Below are 23,769 nucleotides of genomic sequence, written 5' to 3'. Positions count from 1 at the left end.
AATCAGGTATTGTAATAACCCTAAACAGACTTTTTATATTTTTTGTCTGAAAGCCATGCTAAAACAAGCAATATTATTAAAGCTGCTATAAGTATATAATCGAGATAAGGGGTGAAGGCGCTCAAGCCAATTGCCCCCAAAGTAACTACCAGGATAGGAGTAAAGCAACAAAGCCCCACAAGGACTATACCTGCAATAGCAGCATAAAAGCCTTTTTTTGATGTTTTATTATCTATATTATTCATGGCAAAAAAATCAGTTTATCCGTTAGGTGTTATTACCCAATATAGCGTAGTAACTTTATTAATGGCCTCACATTTTAACTCGCGCAGCAACTTAATTTTGCAACATCCTTCCCAAATGTTAAAGCAGCTAGTTTTATACCTTCACCTAATGTTAGGTAAGGGTGGAAACTTTGAGCCAAATCAGTTACCGTTATTCCATACTTTATAGCTAAGCTGAGTTCCATGACTAATTCACCACCTTCCGGTGCTACTATTCTTGCACCAATCAATTTGTCCGTTTCAGGATTACGGATGAGTTTGATAAATCCTCTTGTATCATTTGCCGCAAGGGAACGCGGAACGTTATCCAGCGTAAGTTTGGATACCTCAAAAGGAATGTTTTGGGTAGCTGCCTGAACTTCATCCAGACCAGCACCCGCTATTTGTGGATCAGTAAAAACTACCCAGGGCAAAGAAGAATAATCAGCTTTATTTCCACTTCCCGTAAAGGCATTTTCTACGGCAATTTTTCCTTCATAAGCAGCTGTGTAAACAAACGCGGGGGTGTTAACGACATCACCAACGGCGTAAATATTTTTAAGATTGGTTTCCATTAAAGCATTAACCTTTATGTGTCCGCTTTTGGTAAGTTGCAAACCAATATTAGTTAAACCAAGTTTTTGAGTGTTTGCTTTTGTACCGGATGCCACTACTACTTTGCCCGGTTCAATTAATTTAGTGAATGAACCATCGGGGCACTTACAATGAATGATAGTGTCGTTCCCTGATTTTTCAAATTTAACTGCACGGAAGTTGGGTAATATTTCGATGCCTTCCCGCCTCATGTGCATTTCTATTTCTTCGCTTATATCAGGTGTTTGCGTCCTAAGAACGCGGTCAGTAAATTCAATGATCCGTACTTTTGTACCCAGGCGGTTATAAGCCATTGCAATTTCCAACCCGATATATCCTGCACCCATGATGGTGATGCTTTCGGGTTGTTCTTCCAAATCAAATAACGTTACATTGGTGAGATAGCCTACTTCCTTCAACCCGTCAATATCCGGGATATTTGTTGTGGACCCGGTGGCGATAATGAATTTTATAGCGGTATATTCATCTTTACCATTTACTAAAATGCTTTTATCATTGATAAATTCAGCCCAGCCTTCCAACAATTTTAAGTTTTCAAAATCACTTACGACGTCCATGTATTTTGATTGCTGGAGCTTTTTTACCAACTGTTTTTTCTGCTTAATTACTTGAGCAAAATCTATATCAAACCCTTTAGGTTTTATACCGGCAAAGTTGGAATGGTTGGCGTGGTAAGCGGTTTCAGCAGCGCGTATGAGCGTTTTGGACGGCACACATCCTACATTTACACAAGTGCCCCCAAAGTCCAAACCGCTATTAACCATCAGGGTGGATAAACCCAACTCATTGGCTTTGATGGCAGCAGCAAATGCAGCAGAGCCGCCACCTATAATAATTAAATCGAACTGGGCAGTATTTAAATTGTTGTTGTGAATACCATTTATTTCTTTCGCCCGGTAATTGGGAGTTTGATTGATCGTGCTGATAATTTCGTCTTTTGAAATAGCAGCAGGATTGAAAGTTATATCCCCTTTGCCTGATGCATAACTTACTTTTTTAGAAACAATACCTTTCTTTTGTTCAAGCAAACGTTCAATGCTAACCGCACAATGGTCACAAGTCATACCTGTAATTTCAACCGATAGTTTTTCTTCTTTCAGTGCCGATCCATTTTTTTGCACGGTTCCTTTGTCTAATATATTTTTCAGAAAATTCATTTTTTGTTTTTTAGTTCGTTTTTGTTTTTGAACAACATCCTTTTTTCTCGTTCTTACCTGGCTCACACTTTTGTTTAGTATCATCGGATTTACTGCAACAGCCGTCTTTTGCATAGCCGGTTTCTCCTTCAGCAGGTTGTAAACCTAATGTTATTGCTGCTTGTAAGGCATTCATTTGCACGGAGTCTAAATATTTTTTACCAATCGCTAACAAATCATTCTCTGTTTGCTGTCTGAATGTTTCAATTAAATTGGGATCTTTGTTAACATCAGCCGTGTTCATCGTAATGAACCGTTTTTTGAACAGAGTTTCAAAATCGGTTTTCAGTGAAGATGATGTTTCATTGCTTAGTGGGGTTTTTGCATTTACCCTGGCAACAAGCCTTGATCCAATTTCTCCTGCTTCAATCATACTGAGCTTATCCACCTCTGTATGGCGCAGCCAGTTCTTTTTATTACTAAAATCGCTGAGCATTGCATCGTATTCTTTTCCGTTAACCATCTGCACATCCAGATTCTGTTCTTTAAAAATAGCCATTGTATTCTTTTCACTGGCGGCCATATTACTATTCGCCTTCCAAACTACCGCAATCACTGTCCCCGTATGATTGAGCCATGCTTCGGCAACACTGGTGTTTTTTTCTAACTGCTTTAAAACAGGTTTCGCTTTACTACCACAACCAATCTCCGGGGCTGCACTACATACTAATGGCACTTTGTAGAAAGTTACAACATTCTTTTTAATGCCTGATTTTGCCTTAAACGACATCAGAAAAAAAGCACAGCATACCGAACCGAGCATAACCGCAGAAGTGATTATTGTTATTGATTTCATAATTACATATTTAATGTTAGATGACTTTTAAGTTGCATGGTATTAACTATCCTTGTTTTGCTTGTTGAAATATTTGAACCCCAATAATATTACAACAAACAGCAGTATTGCACCACAGCACACATAATGAATCCACATAATTTCTAATTTTGATACGCTTTTTTTAAATATTTCAGAAAAGAAATTGAATGTCTTTATGAATGCTGTGTTTTAATTTTCTGCTTTATTATCTCAGCCTTATATCCCGCATTCTCAATCACTGCTATAATTTCTTTTTCTGAAATTTTGGAAGCATCATATTTAACAGTTGCTATATCACCAGGATATTTCACGTCATCACTAATTATCCCAACGGTTTTGGACAGTGAAGTATGAATGTGATTAGAACATCCCGCACATGATATACCCGTAATTCTTAGCGTTACTTCTTTGGGTTCATCTATAGCAATTGTTTTGTAAGAAATGGCACGTGCTGAGGCTTGACAAACCCCGCAACCACACACTTGGGTCACACCGAAAACGGCTACAAGAGAAAAGCCTAAAATCAAATTTTTCATAATCGCTTTAATTTAGTTTTAATTGACTGTTATTTACATCCGTTAGGGCCACAGTGTTCAGGTTTAATAAGCGAGCTGGAACTTAATGACGGCACTTCCCCTGTTACGTTGTACCCTGTAGCATCAATGGCCTTTATTATCGAATTTTTATTGGTTTTTGACTGGTCGTATTTAACATTTGCGATACCTGTTTTATAGTCTGCTTTGGTTTCCAATATACCGGGTAATTTATTTACCGAATATTTAATGTGTTCTTCACAACTTGCACAGTCCATACCCCTTAATTTAAAGTTTACCTGTTTAATATTGTCGGCAGATACAACAACGATATTTTTGTTCTCCTTTGGATAAAAGGCCTGTCCGTAGTACGGGAAGGCCAGCATTACGATTGCAAAAACTGTAATGATGCTTAAAAACGTTTTTGATTGGAAGAAAGATGGCTTTTCATCATCTTCACAAGCACAAGCGATTTCTTCAGCAGTTTTGGGTTTTAATTTCTGGTACCAGGCAAAACCAAGAACGCCCAAAGTGATCGCTATTAAATAAGGCCTGAATGGCTCCATCCATGAAAAAGAGGAAGCTATACCGGAAGCACCTGATATAAGTGCGAGAACTGGTGTAATGCAGCATAAGGAAGCTCCGATGGCGGTAATTACCCCGGCACCTAACCATGTTTGAGATGATTTTAAATTGTTCATACAGTTTGTGTTTTAATATCTTTATGGTTTATATGTTCAAATAATGGTTTTATGATATGTAAATGCTCTTGTTTCATCGAATAGAAAATAGTCTGACCTGATTTCCGAAACTTAATTACATTAGCATCTTTTAATTTTCTCAAATGTTGCGACACAGCGGGAATACTCATACCCAGGATATCGCTTATATCACAAACACATAATTCAATTTCTTCTTCTAACAGGTATAAGATTTTCAACCTCACTTCATTTCCAGCCAAACTTAAAACCTGGGTTAACTGGGTAAATGATACTTCAGCGGTTAAAAGCTTGTTACGGCAATTTTTTATTTGAACCTCATCCGCAAAGATTCTGATACAGCTATTTTGTTCCATTTGTGTTTATTTGATTACAAAGATAATGCTAAATTAATTATTTAAGCAAATACTTAAATAAATTAAAACTCTTTCATGACAATCATGTTATTTTTGCATAGTTTATTGTTTAACAAAATTAGGAAACACAATTTATGGAAACCGAAATTTTTGATGTAATCGTAATTGGGACAGGCTCAGGGGCTTCTGTCGCACATAAATGTGCAAAGGCAGGAAAAAAAGTAGCCATTATTGATAGTAATCCCTATGGAGGCACGTGTCAGTTGCGCGGATGTGACCCTAAAAAAGTCCTGGTAGGTATTTCGCAGGCATTGGATATGTCAAATCGCTTACATTATAAGGGCGTAACGGAACCCGCTAAATTATCTTGGAAAGATATGATGAAGTTTAAGCACACATTCACCGACCCCACACCATCAAAAAACGATCAAAGTTTAATAAGAGCCGGAGTTAAAACGTTCCATGGACGCGCCGCCTTTCAATCAGAAAATATATTACAGGTAAACGGCCAATTGCTAAAGGCTGAAAAAATTGTTTTAGCCAGTGGTGCAAAGCCTGCTAAACTATCAATACCAGGCGAACAGTTTTTCATTGACTGTACCGCATTCCTAAGTTTAAATGAGCTTCCTGATGAACTTTTGTTGATAGGCGGCGGATACATCGCCTTTGAGTTTGGACATTTAGCGGCAAGGATGGGTGTCAAAGTAAAAATCATTCATCGCGGGAAAATGCCATTGGAGAATTTCGATCAGGATATGGTTAGAAACCTTTTGACAGCTACGAAGCTGCTCGGAATCGAATTATTCTTAGATACAGAAGTCAAAGGAGTAGTTAAAGAAAATAATAGGTTAGTTGTTCATGCGGAAGCCAAAGGCAAAGCAATTAGTTTCGTGACGGCATTAGCCGCCCATGCTGCGGGTAGAACGGCAGATATTGATGATATGCAATTGGAAAAGGCCAATGTTGCCTACGGCACAAAAGGCGTGGAGGTGAACGATTACCTGCAAAGTGTTTCAAATCCAAACGTCTATGCCTGCGGTGATGTGAATAATAGAGGGTTGCCTTTAACTCCGGTGGGGGCAAAAGAAGCTATTATAGTTGCTTCTAATTTATTAAAGGGAAACCATACCGAGATTGATTACGGTCACATTCCTTCAAATGTATTTACTGTTCCGGCCCTTGCAATGGTAGGGTTAACTGAACAAGCTGCTAAAAGCCAGGGGCTGAATTACAAAGTAAATTATGAAGAAACTACCAGTTGGTTCGCTTCAAAAAGGTTGAATGAACCCGTTTCGGCTTATAAAGTTCTTTTAGATAAGGATACAAATCAGGTGTTAGGTGCCCACTTATTGGGCCCACACGCTGAAGAGATAATTAATATTTTTACAGTAGCGATGAATGGGAACATAAAAGGGGATCAGTTAAGAAAAATGATTTTTTCTTATCCGACTAATGCTTCAGACATTGTTTATATGTTATAACCTGATTAGTTAGAGGCATCAGACTGACTTTTCAAAATATAATTTATCGTAAATCTATAAATACACGTATATAATAATAGCTAACAAACAAAAGCGCAAAGGCGCTTAGCACTTGAATCGAACGCCTAAGCCAGGTTAATTGTGCTAAGCGGGTTACAGCACTGGCAAAAACACCTACAATTAGGAATGGTAATCCCCGGCCTGCTCCAAAAGCAACTGCAAGAATAATTCCTCTTAAGGGGTTGGCCTGCGCAGCGGCTACCGATATTAAAAGCAATAAAGGCGCTGCAGACGTTCCCAGGCTAAACACAAACCCATAAATAAATGTTCCTCCCAGACCAGGACTTCGCATTTTTTGTAACTGGCCTATTTTTAACCTCGGGCCATAAAAGGCTATTACTGCGGCTGCTAAAGAGAAAATTGCCATAGCTAATGCCCAAAATTGCCCAAAGCTTTCTGACAGCACCATTCCCAATCTTCCTGCTAAAGCGCCTAAAAGCGTTAAACAGACAACAATTCCGGCAAAAAAAGCTCCGGCAATAGCGACGCCGTTATTTGTTTCTTTATTTTGACTGGTATTTCCTGCCAATCCTGCGATGCCCAATCCTACAGGTAAAGTACAAGGACAAATACCTGTGGCTATAACACCGGCAAACAATGCTATAATTACCGCCAGAATAGACCCATGATCAATGTATGATCCAAATCTGTGAAAAAAATCTTCGAGGGTCATTATTCGTCTTTTTGAACTACCGGTTTACCGGCTTTATAGCCGCTGGCGGAAATTGCTTCCTGAATTTTTGCAGGAGAAATCTTTTGTGGAAGATAGCTCACTTTAGCCTGCCGCTTTTCCAGGCTTACTTCGACACTATTTATCCCCTGCAAAAATTTTATTGATTTCTTCACATGTGATGCACAAGATCCGCAGGACATTCCTTCAACAGGAATTAACAGCGTTTTTACCCCTGCATTGGTTAAAGTTTTATTGGATTTTGTCCCCCCATCTTTTTTTACTTCCTGGCCACAAGCGTTTAACCCCATCGCCACAAAAGCGAGTATAAAAACATAAGTGAACATCTTAGATTGCTTCATTTTTAATTTTTTCATCTTAATTAGTTTATCTATTTAACAATTAATTGCTGTTTTCGCTCTGACTTAAATACTTTAAGACCCACCAGGAAAAGCGCTGTTTGAAAAAGGATAAAAATTATCAGAGCAGCGCTCAATCCTATAGAAAGAAGCTGCCCAAAAAGAAAGCTTCCTATTCCAAAACCCATAAACAGCATAAACACATTTAGTCCCATAGCTTGTCCCGGCTGGTTCTTCCCGACATCGGTTACAATACCTGCAAGTAAAGGTTGTGTAAGATCGTATCCAAGTGAAAGTACTGTTATAGCTAATGCTGCAATTAGTAACGGTACCTGGAAAACCAACACTAATACTGCCATCCCACTAACTGCCAGTCCAAAAGGCAAAAGCCACCTCCTGCCTTTAAGGTCAGCGATCTTACCAATATAGGGGCCTAATAAAAATCCGGGGATTCCATAACCCAGCAATGCCAATCCAATCCCCAACTCACCTAAGCCATATCGTTCTTTAAAATAAACGCCCAACCAAGTAAAGACACCGGAATGAAAAAGCCCGTTTAAAAATACATAAAGGTAAGTTCTTAGGCCCCGCCCAAATGAAAGTAATTTAAAATATCCGTTTAACATTTTTTTAAAGGTAAGTGTTCCCGCCGGTGCAGCTTTTAATTCCAGTTTCTCAAGAATGAAATAAAGAAATATTAAAATAATAAAGCCCAATCCTGCCACGCTGATAAACAAAAATCTCCAGCCGATTAGAGGCTCTGCAATGACGCCAAGCGTTGATCCAAAAGCAGCTCCGCCGGCCATTGCGCCGAACAGCCAGCCTAAAGGCCTTCCCCGTTCTTCATAAGGGAAAAAACGCCCTGTAAGCGCAAGGGCGATTGGTACCACTCCGCTTGCTCCAATGCCGGTTGCCAGACGCCACCAGATTAATTGTTCTGCATTATGGGCTGTTGCCGTTAAAGCAGTTAATACGACAAAAGCAAGTAGTGAAAGGCTGATAATGATTTTAGCGCTTATTCGATCAGAAAGTAAACCATAAAATAACGTTGTAATAGCATAAGGTATGAGGTACGCTGGAATTAAATATCCGAGTGTTTGCTCAGAAACCTTAAACAGGGATGCCATTTTAGGTATCAGAGGGGCTATCATATAAGCCTGAAAGAATATAATAAAGGTTGCAGCAGAAAACACCCATAAAAGACGCTCTCTCCCTTTAACGATATTAATATTTGTTTCGTTTTTTAAATTCATTTTATAATTGTTATAATTCTATTGCTGTAAAGCCAGCTTTTTTGATGGCCTCTTTAACCTGTTCCTGCTTTACCTGATCCGGCTTAAATTCTATTAACACCTGTTTTTGCATGACCTTAGGTTTTATTCTTAGTATACCAGGTAACTGTTTAAGACTATTTGTAATAGATTCTGCGCACCCCTCACATACCATGTTTGGTATTTTGTACTCAATAAAAGAAATAGCGTTTACATTCTTTTCATCTGTTGTCTCCAGCTTAATGCCTCTAATTCTGAGTGTATTAAACAGAATTGTAAATATGCTTAGTATCATGACGATTATTGCAAGCAACGGGGTTATGTAGCCTAAAGCGGCTAAAGTCATTCCCACAATATTAAATATCACGGCTACTATCACATTGCCAGTCATAATTTGGTAACTCGCCTTACCCAGTATAAGTGCATTTAATACATCTATTAATTTGTCCCCGATAAGGATTACACCAGCTGACTCAATCGCTATATCTGTCCCTGCACCGATGGCAATACCTACATCTGACTGAACAAGCGCCGGGGCATCATTTATTCCATCACCTATCATGGCGACTTTTTTTCCTTCGCTTTGTAAAGCGGCAATAGCGGCCACCTTATCGGCGGGAAGTAATTCAGCCTGTACCTGGTTTACACCTAAAGCTCTTCCTATTGCTCCGGCCACCGGTTTGGAATCACCGGTTAGCATCACCGTATGAAAATTTTTCTGGCTTAATTTTTTGATTACTTGCTCGGCGTCTTTACGTGGGGTATCCTGGAGCGCGATAAGGCCGATAACTTCATTTTTTCGAGACAAAACAACCACCGTTTTACCTTCCAATCCAAATGCATTTATTCTTGAGTTAACGTTGTCAGAAAAAATAATTCCGTTCTCTTTCATAAAAGTAGGGTTACCAATCATCACTTCATTGTCCTCCACGGTAGCTGTCACCCCTTTTCCCGGAACAGCCTTGAAATTTTTTAAGTCATGGATTGCAGCGCCTTCACGTAGTGCATAAAAAGTAATCGCCTGGCCCAATGGGTGTTCAGACTTTGCTTCAATGGTAGCCACCAGTGAGAGAAGCTCTATGCTGCTGATCTCAAAAGCTTCTACATCAGTAACCGTAGGTCTGCCATAAGTAAGTGTTCCGGTTTTATCAAATACAATGGTGTCAATTTTAGAAAGCCCGTAGAAAACCTCACTTGCTTTTACCAGTAGTCCAATTGAAATACCTTTTCCCCCGGCAATAGCAGCTAACATGGGGGTAGTAATACCAAGGGCACAAGGATAGCCCATAATAATGGTTGTAATCAAAACAATAGTAGCTCTGGTATAATCACCTGTCAACAGCGACCAACCCGCGAAAGATATCGCCGCTACTATAAATACCACGGGCCCATAGTAATTCATTAATCGGTCAGCCAGAAGTTCGATAGGTGGTTTTTTATCTGATATTTGGCTCATCAGCCGAATAATCTGGCTTAGGAAACTATCACTTCCTATTTTACTGACCTGGACTTGAAGTGCCCCGTCTAAGTTCAGCGTTCCTCCAATAACAGACGATCCTACTTCCTTAGTCACCGGTACCGATTCTCCGGTAAAGCTTGATTCGTCAACACTTGCTATTCCGTCTAGCACCCTACCGTCAAGTGGTATTCGCTCCCCCGGACGAACTTCAACCACTTCCCCTACTACCACATCGTTAGTCAAGACTTCAATGATTTGTCGGCCCCTAAGAACTCTGGCTTTAGGGGGTTGCAACGAAAGAAGCTTTCTGACAGCCTCAGAAGCTTTTTTACGGGTGTCCAGTTTAAAATATCCAAAAAATAGATGCAGGGACATTAACCAGGCGGCGACAGGCAAAAAATTTGGCCAATGCGGGTTGAAAAGAGATAATGTACCTATTATAAAGGAACCCCAGGCCCCGGCTGATAGCAGTACATTGGCATTAATCACTCTTTGCCTGATAGCCATCAATGTTTTTCTAAAAATGGGGTAACCCACCCAGAGTAAAACGAAAGCAGCTACAATAAAACTAAACCAGGATCTATAATTAGCCGGTATAGAAAAAATATTTAAAGGATCAATTAAAAGGTCAGTAACAGAAATAATAATCCCTATCGTTCCACGCCGCTTTATGAGCTGGAATAAATCTTCATCTGTTTTATATTGCTGTACTTCAGTGGAGGAAACGCTGTAACCGAGCTTTTCTACAGCATTTGCAAGCTCTTCACGACTCATCTGAGCAGTATCAGCTTCGACCAGGACGATGCCATGAACCAGATTAACCATAACGCTTTTGATCGCTGGATATCTTTTAAGGGCTTTTTCTACGCTCATGGTGCAGAAAGAACACATTAATCCTGATACCTTCATTTGAACTGTTTCTGTTTTCATGTGTATTTGAATAAGATATTAATAACAATAAGGGTAAAGGTCGTATTCAACAGGGGGTCTTCCCCAAATATAAATTTCACTTTTTCACTAATAATTACCATACGATAGTTTTTTACTTATCCCAACGTATGAAATTAAATAGAAACAACTAATAGCAGCATGACGAATTGTAGGATCATCGTTCCGTCCAGGTATAAGAAATAGTAATAATCGCTGAATTTTCGATTGAATCGAAAAATTAGCCACCAGGTAAATATGATCGCTATCAACAATGCAAAAAAGTTCAAATCAAAATGTTGAGTTAAAAGGAATAACAAAAGAAGATAACCTGCAAGCAAGAAAAGACAAAAGTTATACGCTTTTTTTTCGCCAAATAAAACAGGGATTGTTTTAAGCCCATATTTCTTATCCTGAAATTTATCCCTGATATCAAATGGGATGGCTATAGCAGCAAAAAATAGAAAACGATTGGCAAACAGTATCAAAGCGTGCCCTGCTGAAATTATTGTAATTTGACGAACTTGTAACTCCACAATAGGTAAGATTACACAGCTTACAGACCATACTAAAGCAATTAACAATAATTTCAGGCCAGGAACATTTCTTAAATTCATCCACTTGCTGTTAATTTTAAGCAGGGGCAAATTATACGCTATTGAAAGTATTGCCAGAAACAGCAGTAATATACGGGATGTGGAAGAAATAAAAATTGTCAATAAAGTCAGCGAAACTACCGCAAGAAAAGTCAGGCATTTTATTAAACCGATATGATCGAATATCCAATTAACCCTTGGAGATGTAGAATTTTGAGCTTTAGATGGCTTGGATAACAAAACACCAAAATTATACATAGCTACTGTAGAAAAAAATAAAATTGCCAGTATATTTTTATCAATCTGAGCCCGAAGTAGGTAATAAGTTACCAGACCTTGAGCAATGGCGCAAAAGGCAATGAAAATATGAGTGTAGATAAAGAAATCTAAGATTTGTCTGATGTGTTTTTTCATCGAATTATTAGCAAAAAATAGCTTTGCTTGCGCCAACTGGGAACAATTCTATCAGTTGATCGAAAAATGAAGGTGTTTGCAATGTTTCCAATTAAATTGGGGATGAACCTGAGTATTCTTAATCATATTTTTATAAAATACCTGACTACGTACAAATAAAGTTAGTCAGGTATTTATTTACTACTTAACCATTGCTTCACATTTTTCAGCACATGCTTTACAAGTTTCGGCACATTCCCTGCATGTTGCGCTGTCAAATTTAGCACATTCAGCAGCGCAGTCTTTGCAGATTTGAGCACAAAGGCTGTTTAATTCGTTTTGATAATTTGAGTTAGTTGCACATAAACTCGCACAAGCTCTGCAAACTTCAATACAGTCGAGGCATAACTGGTGGCACCTTTTCATCTCCGGTTCGCCTAAATGCTGATTTAAACAAACCTTACACGCTGTAACAGCTGCATAACAGGCATCAATGCAGTTCTGCATTTTTTCATTTATTGTTTTCATAAAAATAGATTTTAGTTCCCTTACATGCACAGCCGTAAGGCAAATATTATAACCCGTGCGTTAATTTCGCTAATGTAAAAGGGGCGATAGGGTGGTGTCCAAATTATCGTGGAAGTTATTTCAAACTATTTTCAGCAAAACCATATTTATATTTGGAGATGACCTCCATCTTCCGCGTATTTTGTAAAAAAAATAATAATGCTACAAAAAGATTTAACACGGGATATAAAAACCAGGCTCAATACCGTCAAAGGTCAATTAGAAGGCATTGTAAAAATGCTGGACGACGATAAAGATCCTGAACACATTCTAAATCAATTTAAAGCTGCTGGCAAAGCTCTCCTGATGGCAGAGGAACTTTTATTGGATGAGACGTATCGCAAATCGCTTGCCGCGAAAATATCCGAAACGCTGCAAGCCTGTCCTGGAAATTGTGGTCAGGAAGATATCATCGAGATGTTGAGGATGCAATTTCCGACCCTTGAACAAAATCAATTGACAAAAAAAATGAAAGAAATTCAGGCGGCATATGACCAAATGCAAAAAAACAAACAGGAAAAACTAAAAACATTTGGAGACCACCCCACACCGCAGCGTTAATTTGTGTCAACAAAAAAAATAATATGAAAAGGAAAATTGAAATATTCACAGCAGGATGTCCTGTATGTGCACCCGTAATTGAAATGGTAAAATCGCTCACCTGCGAAAATTGTGATGTCCAGATTTACAACCTGGCAGAGCAGTCTGATCCCGAAGCTTACGTTGACAAACTCAAAGAATATAAAATTACTTCTTTGCCTTCTGTTGTTATTAATGGAAAAGCTATTCCCAATTCAGAAGAAGGGATTACTATGGAAAAACTAGTTGCGGCTGGGATAGGACAGGCTTTTTAACTGAAAGTAAAAAGATAAAACCGCTAATAGTTTGCGGTTTTATTACAATTTGATTTAATGATAGTTTTTTACCTAAGTCGTTTTCTTGGCTCTTTTCTCCGCTTGCTAATTTTCATTTTGCTGGGTTTATTTTTTGTGACTTTTTCGTTTTCCATCCTAATAACTATTTTCGCCGCTTTGTCAGGATTGCTCATATATATACTATCCGCCCATTTGGTGCCGACTGAATCCACTTGCCGCACGAGGCGGTACTTAAGGTCAAGAGCTTGTAAACGGTTGTTTTCTGTCCATAAATGGCAGCATAGACCTACGCAGATAGCGGTTACAATTAACAGTATTACCCCGGCAATAATCCAGCCTTTAGTTTTAGGATCAAATTCGTGCTTTACTTTTACAGGCAGCGATTTTCCAATTACCTCTAATATTTTCTTAACCTCTGCCAATGTATTTTGAATTTGCTCCGCTGGGTAGCTAATATTGAGCTGGCTAACAGCAGTTTTTAATTCTGCATTTTCCTTATTGTACCTTAACAAAAACGCTTCAAAAATCTTTTGCAACGCTTCAAAGTGAAGTGTGTAATCTATGGTTTTTACTTCCCGCTTTTCCAGTTCACCTATTTTTTTAATAAGGCTATCTACGATTTCATCGTTGCCATCCATTCTTTCGTTAATGTCGTCTAATTCTTTCATCTTGATATTCCCCTGCTTTGTTCGTGTTCATTTCTCTTTCTCCTTTTACGCTCCGGTGTATCGTCTTCCTCCGGCATATTCGCAAGTAAACCGCCTAACAGGCCAGTTCCCGCCGATAAGGCTTGTTTCAAATAATGTGTTTCCGGTTGGGGCTTTAAATAAGTGGTTTGTTCCGGCTTTTGACTATTGCTTTTTTCCTGTTCGGCATTTCTCATTACTTCCCTTAACTGATCAGCTAAACTCCTTTCCGGTTTGGTCTGCTGTTGTTCTATTGCCTGGTTAAGTTTAGCATAACTTAAACTGCGGTCAATCTCTGACCCTTTAAATTTGTATTCGCCTTTACTGAAACTGATACCCTGCACCTCGTTGCTGCCACCTTTATATTTGAAATGGGTAACAATGCCTTGTTTAGCCAATGCCTGTTTTAGCTCATTGATATTTTTCACTTTTTTACTGGCGATTTTTATGGCATCGAACAGTTCATACTTGATCTTGTCTTCGCCTTTAAGCTGTTGACGGTTTACTTGCTCCTTTCCCGGCGATAAATAAAAGCCATGCTTTAAGGTCATATCTTTTGAAATCAACGCATTCCGTTGCTTTTGAAAATTATCGGGAATGGTTTTACCATTGTTGTTTACCCGGTTGTAAATGATGTGAATATGCGGATGATCTTTATCCCGGTGCTTAACAATTAGATACTGCGTATCCTGAATTTTCATTTTTTGCAGGTACTCTTTAGCTAAATTTATCATTACCTCATCGTTTAACTTGGCGGCATCGTTTACACTCCAGCTTAAAGCAATATGACCGACCGCCTTTCCTAAATTGGGATTGTACTTTCGTTGCAGGTTAAAATCATTGATAATCTGGTTAACCTGCTGCATTCTTACACCTGCCGCATCCAAGATAACCGCATCATTTTTTTGAACCACATAGCGAATGCACCCGCCAAAGCTTCTACCCGTTATCACTTTCCCTATCATTACTATTGAGGTGTTTTAAAGTAATATCTATTTCGTTCAAAATTTTACTGCAATCCCTTACTACCGTTAAAAGTCCAAGCTGGTGCGCAAGCTTAGTTAACTGGTTTAGGTTATTGGCAAGCTCGGCAAGCATCCAAAGGATGCGGCGCTCATCGTCCGTTAATCTCGGAACTATCTTTGCACTTTTAGCTGCTGCCCTTATCCAACTGCTTGACCGCATACCTGCGGTCTTGGCTTTATTGTCGATAAAAAAGCGCTCGGTAGCGGTCATCCTAATACGTATAATCAACTCCCGTTTAACCCTTTTCTTCGGCGCACCTCCTTTATTTTTTGGTTGGTTTACCTGTTGTTTGTTAGTTGTCTTTACTGTCGCTTCCATCTGTTAACTCCTCACTCTTTCTTCAATTTTTCCTTTTGCAACCAACGGGCGCAAAAGGCAAGTTTGCCCGGTGCCGTAGGCATCCGGGATGTTTTTGTGGCAACAAAAACACAAACTTGCTCCTTACAAGCGGATAAAAAACCGCTATCCCCGCAAGCGGGAATAGTCGGTATATCTGTTTATCTCAAACCGCCTAAAAGCCTGTGGCTTTTAGGCCATCCGGCCAATAAATCAAGCTGCCTTTTGCAGGGTGAAAAGATGGTTGATAACGGATATAGCCGTACTCGTCCAGTTCCCTGATGCACTTGTGATAAGTGGCAATGGATGCAATTTTTGAAAACGCCATTACCGTCTTTCGGGTGATAGCAAAGGGGCTAACAAAGCCATCCCGCTGCCAAAAAATAAATAGAGCAGTGAATAGGCTAACGTGCGTTGCCAGTACCCGCTTATCAGTTCCCATGCGCTTAACAATGGCGCTGTAACCATTTAATTCTTTTGTGATAATCATTGTCCGTTCTCCTCCAATACCTTGTTAATGTCCTCTAACTTGTAATACATGATGCTGCCCATTTTGGTAAAGCGTAGTGTACCGTTGATGCGTAGGTTCTGTAAGGTGCCTGGTGATATATTTAGCATCTTCCTCACCTCGCTGCTCTTTAGCCATTTTTTAGGCTGGCTCTGTCCCGGCTGAACAATCTGTTTGATCTCGTTCAATAAATTTTCCAACCGCCTTAAATCTTCTCTTGTGATTAATTCCACATTCATCTGTCATCCTCCTTTTAATCTTTAATAGTTTGTTGCATGGCATTGAGCACTTCGCTTTTTTTGAAGTACACCCTTTTATGCAGGCGCAAATAGGGTAAGCCTTTTTTCATCCAGTCGGTAAGCGTTACCAACGACACGCCGAGTTCGGCGGCAAGTTCCTGCTTGGATAAAAGTTTTTCTGAATTTGACGGCTGACCGCCGCCTGTTTTAAAATGTTCTTGTAATTCTGCCCTGACTGCCTCGCGTATGCATTGGCTTAGGGCGTCTGTGCTGAATATTTCCATAGCCTTTGATTTTGGATCAAAGGAATAGTGAAAACGTACTTTTTCGTTACCATGCAGAAACGCATGGTTAAATTGGAGTGGTTTGAGTTAAGTTTAATTGCTATACAAATAACTCATTATCAATAAAATGCTATTTGAACATATCGATAGGAGATAACAGTTTAATGCACCTGTTCTAACTGCGCTTATTCGTTGGAATTATTTGAAAGTGTTGGGATTTAGCCGGGACCGCTGCCGATCTGCGGCTCGGTTCATTGGGATTACCGGGAAAATAACGGCGGATGGTATCAAATTTTATTTCCTTATTACCATGCTTGAAATTTTTGCAGATCATTTTTACCCAAACGGTTTGTGTTTGTGAAAAGACTAACTCCTTTCCATTTAATTCCAATTTCTGCATCTTCCGGCACAAGTCTACAAAGGTGAGAAGCTCCCCATCTTGGATATTAATAAAGTCTTCGGTATCTAACTTTCTTGCGGCTTTCAGGTCTTCTTTAAGTTCTGCCAGTTGTTCTTTCAGGCTTCTTATTTCACCCTCCTTGTCCGCAATTATTTCGTCTTTGGTTCTACCTGTGTCCCACTGGTCAATAGTTTTGAGATAACCTAAAAAGGTCTTTAGATGCTGCTTGTTCCTGAACTCCATTGCATGCCTGGAAGTGTAGCGATTTTTTACTTTTAATTCGGCGGTGGTATCATCAATAATTTCCCAAACGTGTGTAAAAAATTCTTTTTCTTCTGCATCAGGATAAAGCTTTAGAAAATTATCGAGGTGGTATTGATAAAAAGCAGGAAATTGGGCTTCCTGCTTATCATATAATCTGTATAAAAAATGATTGTCTTCGTTCTCTTTTGGCCAAAACAAGGGGCGGCCTATATCGTTGATGTCTTTTGAAAAATCAGCCCAATGACGGTGTTTGAAATATTGTGTTCTCATAAACTTGTTTCTTAGGTAGATAACAAATTTACAATAAAGCTTTGTTTTAAAATGGTTCTTCAAAAGCCATCAGGTTTAAAGCCAATGGTTTTACGTGGTGGCTGATTTTCTTTTTTATCAATTAGTTCATCAAGATAGCGGAATACGATTTCCATGTTTTTATCTTGATTATCAAGCTTAGATTTGATCTTTTCAATAGCTAACCAAACTTCTGTTTGTTCGGCATAGACCTCCCTTAGTCTGACAAATACATCTATAATCCGAATGCTTACCTGTACTGCGCTTTCGCTTTTAAGTACATTAGACAACATTAAGATACCATGTTCAGTAAAAACAAATGGTAGATATTTGGAATGTTCCCCTTTCTTTAAGGTCGCATTTTGCGACCTTAAAAGTTCATTTTCTTCTTTTGTAAGTTCAAACATATAGTGGCTTGGGAATCTATTAAGATTTCTGTTAACCTGTTGCTTAAGCTTTTTGGTTTCTGTACCATACAATTCTGCCAAATCTTTATCAAGCATTACTTTTTGTCCTCTGATATAAAATATCTTAGTCATGATAACTTCATCAGGTATAATTTGATTTTCCATTTTAAAATTTATTGGGTGATCAATGAAAATCTCTAAGGTCACAAAATGTGACCTTAGAGATTTAAAACTAAATTCCTGCGTATTTCTGTTTGAGGGCGGCCATATCATGGCTAACCTTTAAATCCAATATTTTAGCGTAGTGCTGTGTTGTCTTAATATTGGTATGGCCTAACATTTTACTGACCGTTTCAATCGGTACATTATTGGATAAAGTAACTGTTGTTGCGAAAGTATGTCTTGCCAAATGAAATGTTAAATGCTTCACTACATCGGATAAGTCCGCTATTTCTTTTAAGTAGGCATTCATTTTTTGATTACTCAATACTGGCAGTAACAAGCCCTTATTTTCACATTGCGGGTGATCCTGATAGCGGTTTAATATGGTTAAGGCTACGGGTAAAAGCGGTATTCTTGAAGATGTATCTGTTTTTTGCCTGCTTGTGAATATCCACTTATCACCGTCCATACCAATACCTATCTCGTTTCTCCTTAGTTTTTTAACATCGGCATAAGATAATCCGGTATAACAACAAAACACAAAAACATCCCGCACCTGTACTAAACGTTCAACAACAAATTTCTTATTGGTGATAGCATCCAATTCTTGTTGTGTTAAATAAGTACGTTCTTTTGCTTTTGCAGAAGATTTGAAATTCACAAATGGGTTCTGCTTCAGCCAATTATTGGCAATACAGTGATTAACAATTTTTTTCAAGTGCTTAATGTATTTGGCTGCCGATACTCCGCTAATTTTACACTCTGCTTTCAGGTAAAATTCAAAGCCCGTGATAAAAGCATGGTTCAATTGGCTAATTTCAATATCGGTTTTGCCATATTCATTTTGCAAATAGCCTGTAAGGTGTTTTTCAGAAGTATTGTACCCCTTTAATGTATTTGCCTCAAATCCATTGCCGATCAATGCTTTTACTTTGGCATTATGCTCGGTAAACAGTTGCATAAGGTAACGGCTCTTTTGAGTTTTACCTGTAAATTGGTTCAGCAAACTTTCGGTTGTTATGGTTTGGTTTGCATCAATCAATGCCTGGTGTGCATCCCTTACTTTGCTTTGCAGGCTGTCCAGATAATTGTTAAGGGACTTGATTTCTTCTTTTGTACCAATGGCACGCCCTGCATGGCTGTTCCATTTGGCGGGTTCGCATTCGCGTCCGGCAGACATATCCGCACGTTTGCCGTTAACGGTAATACGCATGTAGATAGGCATTGCACCGCCTTTGTAGTTTTTTTGCTTTCTGATGTAAAAAAGCAGATGGAAATTACTTTTCATAATTACAAGCTTAAAAGTGAAACAAAAGTAAGTTTGTAATCTGCTTTTATCAAGATGTTCACTCGCTGAACAGGTTGATAATCAATTAATTAAAAGCAATTCGGTGCGTAGTGTTTTGCCATTAGGTACGCACCGAATTACGCTCATTTTTGTTGCGTTTTGGTGCATAATATGGTGTTTTGATGCCAACAAAAAACCCTGCAAATGTTTGATTTGCAGGGTTTTAGCATCTTTTGGTATTGTTTTTAGTAGCCCGTAGGGGAATCGAACCCCTGTTTGAAGAATGAAAATCTCCTGTCCTAACCCCTAGACGAACGGGCCTTTTTTATTGTTTCCCTTGATTTGGGATTGCAAAGATAGAGTTTAAATAATAAAATTAAAATAAAGAATAAAAAAAATCCAAATTGTTGATGAAAGTTATTGTATATCAATTAAATAAAATAAAAAATTAAGATGGGGCTTGCAAACCTTGCCGGGTTAAAGCTATCTTTATTCCATAAATCAATCATCTTTTTATGAAAGCTATCTGGAATAACCAGGTCATTGCCGAAAGCAATGACACTATTGTTGTTGAAAATAATCATTATTTCCCTAAAGAAAGTGTTAAGGCCGAGTATCTTAAACCGTCCGACGCGCATACAACCTGCCCATGGAAGGGGCTGGCATCATACTATTCCCTCGAAGTTGACGGCAAAGAAAACCAGGATGCCGCCTGGTATTATCCCGAACCAAAAGATGCTGCAAAAAACATTACCAACTATGTGGCGTTTTGGAAGGGTGTGAAAATTACCGAATAAAACTATGAAAACTTACGATGCCATTGTTATAGGCGCCGGTCAGGCCGGCGCTCCGTTAGCCAAAAAATTGGCTAATGCCGGAAAAAAGACCGTTATAATTGAGAAACGATTTTATGGCGGTACTTGCGTTAACGATGGCTGTACGCCTACTAAAACCATGGTTGCTTCGGCAAAGGCGGCTTACATGGCCGGTAAAAGTCATGAATTGGGTGTGCCGGTAAAAAAGTTTTCGGTTGATCTTGCTGCTATAAAAAAACGTAAGGATGATATCGTATTACGCTCGCGTAATGGCGGACTAAAATCTGCCGAAAAAACACAAAACCTCGATGTGGTGTTAGGCGAGGCAACTTTTACCGGCGAAAAAACGGTTGAGGTTAAACTTAATAGCGGCAAAAAGCAAACGATTACTGCCGATCTTATCTTTTTAAACCCCGGCGCGCTGCCTTTGATTCCCCAAATTGAAGGATTGAATGAGATAAAATATCTCAACTCAACCACCATACTTGATTTGGAAGAAGTACCGGGGCATCTGCTTGTGCTTGGCGGAAATTACATTGGACTGGAGTTTGGGCAAATGTTTCGGCGGTTTGGCAGCAAGGTTACTATTTTAGAAAAGTCGGAGAGGATAGTTTCGCATGAGGATGAGGATATTTCGGCAGAGATGCAAAAGATCCTCGAACTGGAGAAAATCGAGATCCTAAAGAATGCCCAGGCCCTTAAGTTTAAACAAAAAGCCGGCGGCACAATAACAGCGACGATAGCTCAAAAAGGGGAGGAGCGCAAAATTAAATGCACCCATGTATTGGTGGCCATCGGCCGTAAACCGCAAACGGAGGCTTTGAATTTGCCCGTCGCCGGGATTGAAACAGATGGGCATGGTAATATTAGGGTCAACGATAAGCTGGAAACCTCCGTCGCCGGTGTCTATGCATTGGGAGATGCAAAAGGAGGACCGGCATTTACGCATATTTCCTATAACGATTATACCATTGTTTACCGTAACCTTTTTGAAAAAACGGATTATAATATCCAGGACCGTCCGGTGCCTTATTGCATGTTTACCGATCCGCAATTGGGCAGGATCGGCTTGGATGAAACGGGGGCAAAAAAGCTGGGGATTAAATATAAAGTAGCAAAGCTGCCCATGGCCCATGTGGCGCGTGCTATTGAAACCGGCGATACACGTGGTTTTATGAAAGCCATTGTTGATCCGGATACAAAAAAGATCTTAGGTGCTACCGTACTTGGCCCCGAGGGCGGAGAAATCATGAGTGTGTTGCAAATGGCTATGGAAGGTGGGATCACTTACGACAGGATCCGCTATTGTGTTTTTGCCCATCCACTGTATTCCGAATCGCTGAATAACCTTTTCATGACCCTTGGGGATTAAACCAGCGCGCATGATCAAGGTTGATAAGGTAAGCAAATATTTTGGTGGGGTTAAAGCAGTTGATGGGGTATCTTTCGAGGTAGAGGAGCAGGAGAACCTCATTTTGTTGGGCACCAGCGGCTGCGGTAAAACCACCACGCTAAAAATGATCAACCGGCTTATTGAGCCAACCAAAGGCAGTATTTACATTGATGGTAAAAACATCATGGAGCAGCAGCCTGAAATTCTGCGCCGCGGAATTGGCTACGTATTGCAAAATAATGGCTTGTTTCCGCATTATACGGTTGCTCAAAATATAGCGGTTGTACCTAACTTGTTAAAATGGGATAAACAGAAAACTGAAAAGCGCACGGCCGAGCTAATGGAAAAACTCCACCTCGATGCTTCGTATCTGAATATTTACCCTAACGAACTGAGCGGTGGCCAGCAGCAGCGCATTGGTTTGGCAAGGGCATTGGTGTCGAATCCGCCGGTGTTGCTGATGGACGAGCCTTTTGGCGCGCTGGATAATGTTACCCGCTCAAAGATTCATGCCGAATTTAAAGCCCTTGATGAGCTTAAGCGTAAAACCATTATCATGGTAACGCATGATGTGCAGGAAGCTTTTGAACTGGGTGACAGGATCTGCCTGATGGATAAAGGGAAAATTGTACAGTCGGGCACGCCAGCGCAATTACTGTTTAATCCCATAAATGATTTTGTAAAAGATTTTTTGAAACATCAGCGCTTGCAACTGGAATTTAAGGCCATTAAGCTGATTGATCTTTGGGAATTATTGCCTGAATTAAATAAAGAAGCGAAAGCTTCATCTTTTGATGCCGGTACTAACCTGTGGGAAGCCCTGGAGAGTTTTAAATTTAATAACGGCGAAACCATTAATATCAGCAAAGATCAAAACCAGGTTAAAACTGTAAGCTTTGAACAACTGATGACGGCCTTTTATCAATATAAAAACCATCAGGCCCATGAATGAGCAGCAGCAAACCTTATGGCAGTTTATGCAGCAGCAGGCCGGCAAGTTGCAGGAGCAAACTTTGCAGCATATCGGGCTTACTTTTATTTCGCTGTGCATAGCTGTATTGGTTGGCTTGCCGCTGGGCATTCTTATCGTTCGTAAAAAACAATTATCAGGCATAGTTTTAGGGATTGCAGGGGTATTACAAACTATCCCCAGTATAGCCCTGCTTGGTTTCATGATCCCGCTTTTGGGGATCGGCCCTAAGCCAGCTATTGTTGCGCTATTGCTATATGCACTTTTACCCATTATCCGCAACACCTACACGGGCATTTTAGGGGTTGATGCGTCGGTTAAAGAAGCTGCTGTTGCTATGGGGATGAGCAAATGGCAAATACTGTTTAAGGTAGAATTGCCCCTGGCTATGCCGGTAATATTTGCCGGCATTCGTACCGCTACGGTGATCAACGTAGGTGTGGCAACGCTGGCCTCGCTTATTGCAGCCGGTGGTTTGGGCGAGTTTATTTTCGGTGGGATCTCGCTTAATAATACCAATATGATCCTGGCGGGGGCGATTCCTTCGGCCTTGCTCGCTGTTATTTTTGATTTATTACTGTCGATGGTGCAGAAGGTCAGCTTTAAAAAGCTTAAACGGGTGGTATATGTTTTCCCGGTATTGCTGATTGTTTTATGCTTGTTTTATATAGTTCCGGCAAAATCAGAAGGAAAGCTTACCGCGGGTTTTACGCCCGAATTTATGGGCAGGCAGGACGGCGACCTCGGCCTCCGGAGTAAATACGGCTTAAAGATCCATACCATCGTGATAAGCGATGCTGTAATGTATAAAGCTGCGTTTGAGAAGCATCTCGACGTGATCAGCGGATACTCAACCGATGGCAGGCTAAAAGCTTACGATTTGGTTGTACTGGATGATGATAAGCACATTTTTCCACCATATTATGCAGCACCTATTGTGCGCGATGATGCCTTGAAAAAATTTCCTGACCTTGAACCGACATTAAATCTGCTCGCGGGCAAAATAAATGATTCAGTCATGACGGTTTTAAATTACCGTACCGACTATCTTCACCAAAGCCCCGAGCGTGTTGCAAAGAATTTTTTGGTTGCCAATAAATTATGGCGGCCGGAACGGGGCGGGAACGATGGTATAGTGCGGATAGGTTCAAAGATATTTGGTGAACAATACATACTGGCCAATATGTACAGCATGCTGATAAAGGGTTATACAGATCATGATGTATCAACCAAAACAGGCCTTGGCGGCACCAAAATTTGTTTTGACGCGCTAACCAATAACCAGATAGATTTTTACCCTGAATATACGGGTACAGGGTTGCTGGCCATTTTACAGGCATCGCCAAAAACGGTTAATGAGGTAACAGTAAACAGGGATAGCACATACAATTATGTACAACGCCAGTTTGAAAGCAGGTATCAAATTAAATGGCTTAAACCCATTGGTTTTAATAATGCCTATGCTTTAATGATGAGGCAGCAGCAGGCCAGGCAATTGGGGATTAAAACAATTTCAAACTTAAAACAGTTTTTGGATAAGAAATAA

At 39.8% G+C, this 23,769-nt stretch carries 28 protein-coding genes and 1 tRNA gene; 7 read left to right on the top strand and 22 right to left on the bottom strand.

Features of this window, described 5'->3' with window-relative positions:
* Positions 1–20: 20 nt before the first annotated feature.
* The 6 genes from merF to J3L18_RS24065 all read right to left on the bottom strand — a co-directional run bounded on the left by merF (position 21) and on the right by J3L18_RS24065 (position 4,499).
* Positions 21–245, bottom strand: coding sequence for a mercury resistance system transport protein MerF (merF, locus tag J3L18_RS24090; protein WP_129570354.1), 225 nt, complete (start codon positions 243–245; stop codon positions 21–23).
* 74 nt (positions 246–319) lie between these two features.
* Positions 320–2,119: a mercury(II) reductase gene (merA, locus tag J3L18_RS24085; RefSeq protein ID WP_223266214.1), complete on the bottom strand. Its 1,800-nt coding sequence runs from the start codon at positions 2,117–2,119 to the stop codon at positions 320–322.
* Positions 2,046–2,870 (bottom strand): hypothetical protein, encoded by an 825-nt coding sequence (locus J3L18_RS24080; RefSeq protein ID WP_129570355.1) that lies wholly within the window; start codon positions 2,868–2,870, stop codon positions 2,046–2,048. Before J3L18_RS24080 ends, merA begins: the two co-directional genes overlap by 74 nt.
* A gap of 194 nt (positions 2,871–3,064) precedes the next feature.
* A complete protein-coding gene (locus tag J3L18_RS24075) occupies positions 3,065–3,427 on the bottom strand; it encodes a heavy-metal-associated domain-containing protein (RefSeq protein ID WP_129570356.1) in 363 nt (120 codons plus the stop codon).
* A gap of 29 nt (positions 3,428–3,456) precedes the next feature.
* On the bottom strand, positions 3,457–4,125 hold the full coding sequence (merTP, locus tag J3L18_RS24070) for a mercuric transport protein MerTP (RefSeq protein ID WP_129570357.1): 669 nt from the start codon (positions 4,123–4,125) through the stop codon (positions 3,457–3,459).
* Entirely contained in the window at positions 4,122–4,499 is a 378-nt protein-coding gene (locus tag J3L18_RS24065; RefSeq protein ID WP_129570358.1) for an ArsR/SmtB family transcription factor, read from the bottom strand. The genes merTP and J3L18_RS24065 overlap by 4 nt, the downstream gene beginning before the upstream one ends.
* Positions 4,500–4,633: 134 nt before the next feature.
* Here J3L18_RS24065 and J3L18_RS24060 point away from each other — a divergent pair, with 134 nt between their 5' ends.
* A complete protein-coding gene (locus J3L18_RS24060; RefSeq protein WP_129570359.1) occupies positions 4,634–5,980 on the top strand; it encodes a dihydrolipoyl dehydrogenase family protein in 1,347 nt (448 codons plus the stop codon).
* Between the two features lie 43 nt (positions 5,981–6,023).
* Here the strand turns inward: J3L18_RS24060 and J3L18_RS24055 are convergent, their stop codons facing one another.
* The 6 genes from J3L18_RS24055 to J3L18_RS24030 form a co-directional block, all read right to left on the bottom strand.
* Positions 6,024–6,713, bottom strand: coding sequence for a cytochrome c biogenesis CcdA family protein (locus J3L18_RS24055; RefSeq protein WP_129570360.1), 690 nt, complete (start codon positions 6,711–6,713; stop codon positions 6,024–6,026).
* Positions 6,713–7,087 carry a heavy-metal-associated domain-containing protein gene (locus J3L18_RS24050; protein ID WP_208102393.1) on the bottom strand — a complete coding sequence of 125 codons (375 nt, stop codon included), beginning with the start codon at positions 7,085–7,087 and terminating at the stop codon, positions 6,713–6,715. The genes J3L18_RS24055 and J3L18_RS24050 overlap by 1 nt, the downstream gene beginning before the upstream one ends.
* A 14-nt stretch (positions 7,088–7,101) precedes the next feature.
* Complete coding sequence (locus J3L18_RS24045; protein WP_129570361.1) at positions 7,102–8,322, bottom strand: MFS transporter; 1,221 nt, start codon at positions 8,320–8,322, stop codon at positions 7,102–7,104.
* Positions 8,323–8,332: 10 nt separating this feature from the next.
* Positions 8,333–10,729, bottom strand: coding sequence for a heavy metal translocating P-type ATPase (locus J3L18_RS24040; RefSeq protein ID WP_129570362.1), 2,397 nt, complete (start codon positions 10,727–10,729; stop codon positions 8,333–8,335).
* 134 nt (positions 10,730–10,863) lie between these two features.
* The gene (locus J3L18_RS24035) at positions 10,864–11,736 is read right to left on the bottom strand and encodes a UbiA family prenyltransferase (RefSeq protein ID WP_129570363.1); all 873 of its coding nucleotides are present in this window, start codon (positions 11,734–11,736) and stop codon (positions 10,864–10,866) included.
* Positions 11,737–11,916: 180 nt separating this feature from the next.
* Positions 11,917–12,243 (bottom strand): four-helix bundle copper-binding protein, encoded by a 327-nt coding sequence (locus J3L18_RS24030; RefSeq protein WP_129570364.1) that lies wholly within the window; start codon positions 12,241–12,243, stop codon positions 11,917–11,919.
* A 198-nt stretch (positions 12,244–12,441) separates the two neighbouring features.
* On the opposite strand from J3L18_RS24030, the gene J3L18_RS24025 reads away from it, so the two are divergent.
* Both J3L18_RS24025 and J3L18_RS24020 read left to right on the top strand, forming a co-directional pair.
* Positions 12,442–12,843: a metal-sensing transcriptional repressor gene (locus J3L18_RS24025; RefSeq protein ID WP_129570365.1), complete on the top strand. Its 402-nt coding sequence runs from the start codon at positions 12,442–12,444 to the stop codon at positions 12,841–12,843.
* A 23-nt stretch (positions 12,844–12,866) separates the two neighbouring features.
* Positions 12,867–13,136 carry a thioredoxin family protein gene (locus J3L18_RS24020; protein WP_129570366.1) on the top strand — a complete coding sequence of 90 codons (270 nt, stop codon included), beginning with the start codon at positions 12,867–12,869 and terminating at the stop codon, positions 13,134–13,136.
* A 68-nt stretch (positions 13,137–13,204) separates the two neighbouring features.
* On the opposite strand, the gene J3L18_RS24015 is transcribed toward J3L18_RS24020, so the two are convergent.
* The 10 genes from J3L18_RS24015 to J3L18_RS23970 form a co-directional block, all read right to left on the bottom strand.
* Complete coding sequence (locus J3L18_RS24015; protein WP_129570367.1) at positions 13,205–13,825, bottom strand: hypothetical protein; 621 nt, start codon at positions 13,823–13,825, stop codon at positions 13,205–13,207.
* Positions 13,822–14,808, bottom strand: coding sequence for a relaxase/mobilization nuclease domain-containing protein (locus J3L18_RS24010; RefSeq protein WP_129570368.1), 987 nt, complete (start codon positions 14,806–14,808; stop codon positions 13,822–13,824). Before J3L18_RS24010 ends, J3L18_RS24015 begins: the two co-directional genes overlap by 4 nt.
* Entirely contained in the window at positions 14,783–15,187 is a 405-nt protein-coding gene (locus tag J3L18_RS24005; protein WP_129570369.1) for a plasmid mobilization protein, read from the bottom strand. The genes J3L18_RS24010 and J3L18_RS24005 overlap by 26 nt, the downstream gene beginning before the upstream one ends.
* A 193-nt stretch (positions 15,188–15,380) precedes the next feature.
* Positions 15,381–15,695 (bottom strand): hypothetical protein, encoded by a 315-nt coding sequence (locus J3L18_RS24000; RefSeq protein WP_129570370.1) that lies wholly within the window; start codon positions 15,693–15,695, stop codon positions 15,381–15,383.
* Positions 15,692–15,952: a helix-turn-helix domain-containing protein gene (locus tag J3L18_RS23995; RefSeq protein WP_129570371.1), complete on the bottom strand. Its 261-nt coding sequence runs from the start codon at positions 15,950–15,952 to the stop codon at positions 15,692–15,694. Before J3L18_RS23995 ends, J3L18_RS24000 begins: the two co-directional genes overlap by 4 nt.
* Before the next feature lie 14 nt (positions 15,953–15,966).
* Complete coding sequence (locus J3L18_RS23990; protein WP_129570372.1) at positions 15,967–16,236, bottom strand: helix-turn-helix domain-containing protein; 270 nt, start codon at positions 16,234–16,236, stop codon at positions 15,967–15,969.
* A 175-nt stretch (positions 16,237–16,411) separates the two neighbouring features.
* Positions 16,412–17,233, bottom strand: a complete 822-nt coding sequence (locus tag J3L18_RS23985) for a hypothetical protein (RefSeq protein ID WP_129570373.1) — start codon at positions 17,231–17,233, stop codon at positions 16,412–16,414.
* On the bottom strand, positions 17,230–17,760 hold the full coding sequence (locus J3L18_RS23980; RefSeq protein WP_129570374.1) for an ORF6N domain-containing protein: 531 nt from the start codon (positions 17,758–17,760) through the stop codon (positions 17,230–17,232). The genes J3L18_RS23985 and J3L18_RS23980 overlap by 4 nt, the downstream gene beginning before the upstream one ends.
* 67 nt (positions 17,761–17,827) lie before the next feature.
* On the bottom strand, positions 17,828–19,045 hold the full coding sequence (locus J3L18_RS23975; RefSeq protein ID WP_129570375.1) for a site-specific integrase: 1,218 nt from the start codon (positions 19,043–19,045) through the stop codon (positions 17,828–17,830).
* A 249-nt stretch (positions 19,046–19,294) separates the two neighbouring features.
* Positions 19,295–19,366: transfer RNA gene (locus J3L18_RS23970), tRNA-Glu, on the bottom strand.
* Between the two features lie 194 nt (positions 19,367–19,560).
* On the opposite strand from J3L18_RS23970, the gene J3L18_RS23965 reads away from it, so the two are divergent.
* Genes J3L18_RS23965 through J3L18_RS23950 form a run of 4 tightly spaced genes read left to right on the top strand, consistent with a single transcriptional unit; the run spans position 19,561 to position 23,769 of the window.
* Complete coding sequence (locus J3L18_RS23965) at positions 19,561–19,842, top strand: DUF427 domain-containing protein (RefSeq protein ID WP_129570376.1); 282 nt, start codon at positions 19,561–19,563, stop codon at positions 19,840–19,842.
* 4 nt (positions 19,843–19,846) lie between these two features.
* Complete coding sequence (locus J3L18_RS23960; RefSeq protein ID WP_129570377.1) at positions 19,847–21,232, top strand: mercuric reductase; 1,386 nt, start codon at positions 19,847–19,849, stop codon at positions 21,230–21,232.
* A 10-nt stretch (positions 21,233–21,242) separates the two neighbouring features.
* Positions 21,243–22,205: an ABC transporter ATP-binding protein gene (locus tag J3L18_RS23955; RefSeq protein ID WP_129570378.1), complete on the top strand. Its 963-nt coding sequence runs from the start codon at positions 21,243–21,245 to the stop codon at positions 22,203–22,205.
* Complete coding sequence (locus J3L18_RS23950) at positions 22,198–23,769, top strand: ABC transporter permease/substrate-binding protein (RefSeq protein WP_129570379.1); 1,572 nt, start codon at positions 22,198–22,200, stop codon at positions 23,767–23,769. The genes J3L18_RS23955 and J3L18_RS23950 overlap by 8 nt, the downstream gene beginning before the upstream one ends.

This window comes from Mucilaginibacter gossypii, from assembly GCF_017569325.2.
Taxonomy (GTDB): Bacteria; Bacteroidota; Bacteroidia; order Sphingobacteriales; family Sphingobacteriaceae; genus Mucilaginibacter; species Mucilaginibacter gossypii.
Note: the sequence above shows the minus strand (reverse complement) of the source record. Positions and strands in the feature narration are given on the sequence as shown.

What these genes read in the sequence shown, in the direction of transcription:
- merF (WP_129570354.1), bottom strand. Translation starts at nt 245, where the DNA reads ATGAATAATATAGATAATAAAACATCAAAAAAAGGCTTTTATGCTGCT.
- J3L18_RS23955 (WP_129570378.1), top strand. Translation starts at nt 21,243, where the DNA reads ATGATCAAGGTTGATAAGGTAAGCAAATATTTTGGTGGGGTTAAAGCA.
- J3L18_RS23950 (WP_129570379.1), top strand. Translation starts at nt 22,198, where the DNA reads ATGAATGAGCAGCAGCAAACCTTATGGCAGTTTATGCAGCAGCAGGCC.
- J3L18_RS24025 (WP_129570365.1), top strand. Translation starts at nt 12,442, where the DNA reads ATGCTACAAAAAGATTTAACACGGGATATAAAAACCAGGCTCAATACC.
- J3L18_RS23965 (WP_129570376.1), top strand. Translation starts at nt 19,561, where the DNA reads ATGAAAGCTATCTGGAATAACCAGGTCATTGCCGAAAGCAATGACACT.
- J3L18_RS24060 (WP_129570359.1), top strand. Translation starts at nt 4,634, where the DNA reads ATGGAAACCGAAATTTTTGATGTAATCGTAATTGGGACAGGCTCAGGG.
- J3L18_RS24080 (WP_129570355.1), bottom strand. Translation starts at nt 2,870, where the DNA reads ATGAAATCAATAACAATAATCACTTCTGCGGTTATGCTCGGTTCGGTA.
- J3L18_RS24055 (WP_129570360.1), bottom strand. Translation starts at nt 6,713, where the DNA reads ATGACCCTCGAAGATTTTTTTCACAGATTTGGATCATACATTGATCAT.
- J3L18_RS23990 (WP_129570372.1), bottom strand. Translation starts at nt 16,236, where the DNA reads ATGGAAATATTCAGCACAGACGCCCTAAGCCAATGCATACGCGAGGCA.
- J3L18_RS24030 (WP_129570364.1), bottom strand. Translation starts at nt 12,243, where the DNA reads ATGAAAACAATAAATGAAAAAATGCAGAACTGCATTGATGCCTGTTAT.
- J3L18_RS23960 (WP_129570377.1), top strand. Translation starts at nt 19,847, where the DNA reads ATGAAAACTTACGATGCCATTGTTATAGGCGCCGGTCAGGCCGGCGCT.
- J3L18_RS23980 (WP_129570374.1), bottom strand. Translation starts at nt 17,760, where the DNA reads ATGGAAAATCAAATTATACCTGATGAAGTTATCATGACTAAGATATTT.
- merA (WP_223266214.1), bottom strand. Translation starts at nt 2,119, where the DNA reads ATGATACTAAACAAAAGTGTGAGCCAGGTAAGAACGAGAAAAAAGGAT.
- J3L18_RS24000 (WP_129570370.1), bottom strand. Translation starts at nt 15,695, where the DNA reads ATGATTATCACAAAAGAATTAAATGGTTACAGCGCCATTGTTAAGCGC.
- J3L18_RS24015 (WP_129570367.1), bottom strand. Translation starts at nt 13,825, where the DNA reads ATGAAAGAATTAGACGACATTAACGAAAGAATGGATGGCAACGATGAA.
- J3L18_RS23975 (WP_129570375.1), bottom strand. Translation starts at nt 19,045, where the DNA reads ATGAAAAGTAATTTCCATCTGCTTTTTTACATCAGAAAGCAAAAAAAC.
- J3L18_RS24075 (WP_129570356.1), bottom strand. Translation starts at nt 3,427, where the DNA reads ATGAAAAATTTGATTTTAGGCTTTTCTCTTGTAGCCGTTTTCGGTGTG.
- merTP (WP_129570357.1), bottom strand. Translation starts at nt 4,125, where the DNA reads ATGAACAATTTAAAATCATCTCAAACATGGTTAGGTGCCGGGGTAATT.
- J3L18_RS24050 (WP_208102393.1), bottom strand. Translation starts at nt 7,087, where the DNA reads ATGAAAAAATTAAAAATGAAGCAATCTAAGATGTTCACTTATGTTTTT.
- J3L18_RS24020 (WP_129570366.1), top strand. Translation starts at nt 12,867, where the DNA reads ATGAAAAGGAAAATTGAAATATTCACAGCAGGATGTCCTGTATGTGCA.
- J3L18_RS24005 (WP_129570369.1), bottom strand. Translation starts at nt 15,187, where the DNA reads ATGGAAGCGACAGTAAAGACAACTAACAAACAACAGGTAAACCAACCA.
- J3L18_RS24045 (WP_129570361.1), bottom strand. Translation starts at nt 8,322, where the DNA reads ATGAATTTAAAAAACGAAACAAATATTAATATCGTTAAAGGGAGAGAG.
- J3L18_RS24065 (WP_129570358.1), bottom strand. Translation starts at nt 4,499, where the DNA reads ATGGAACAAAATAGCTGTATCAGAATCTTTGCGGATGAGGTTCAAATA.
- J3L18_RS23995 (WP_129570371.1), bottom strand. Translation starts at nt 15,952, where the DNA reads ATGAATGTGGAATTAATCACAAGAGAAGATTTAAGGCGGTTGGAAAAT.
- J3L18_RS24010 (WP_129570368.1), bottom strand. Translation starts at nt 14,808, where the DNA reads ATGATAGGGAAAGTGATAACGGGTAGAAGCTTTGGCGGGTGCATTCGC.
- J3L18_RS24040 (WP_129570362.1), bottom strand. Translation starts at nt 10,729, where the DNA reads ATGAAAACAGAAACAGTTCAAATGAAGGTATCAGGATTAATGTGTTCT.
- J3L18_RS24035 (WP_129570363.1), bottom strand. Translation starts at nt 11,736, where the DNA reads ATGAAAAAACACATCAGACAAATCTTAGATTTCTTTATCTACACTCAT.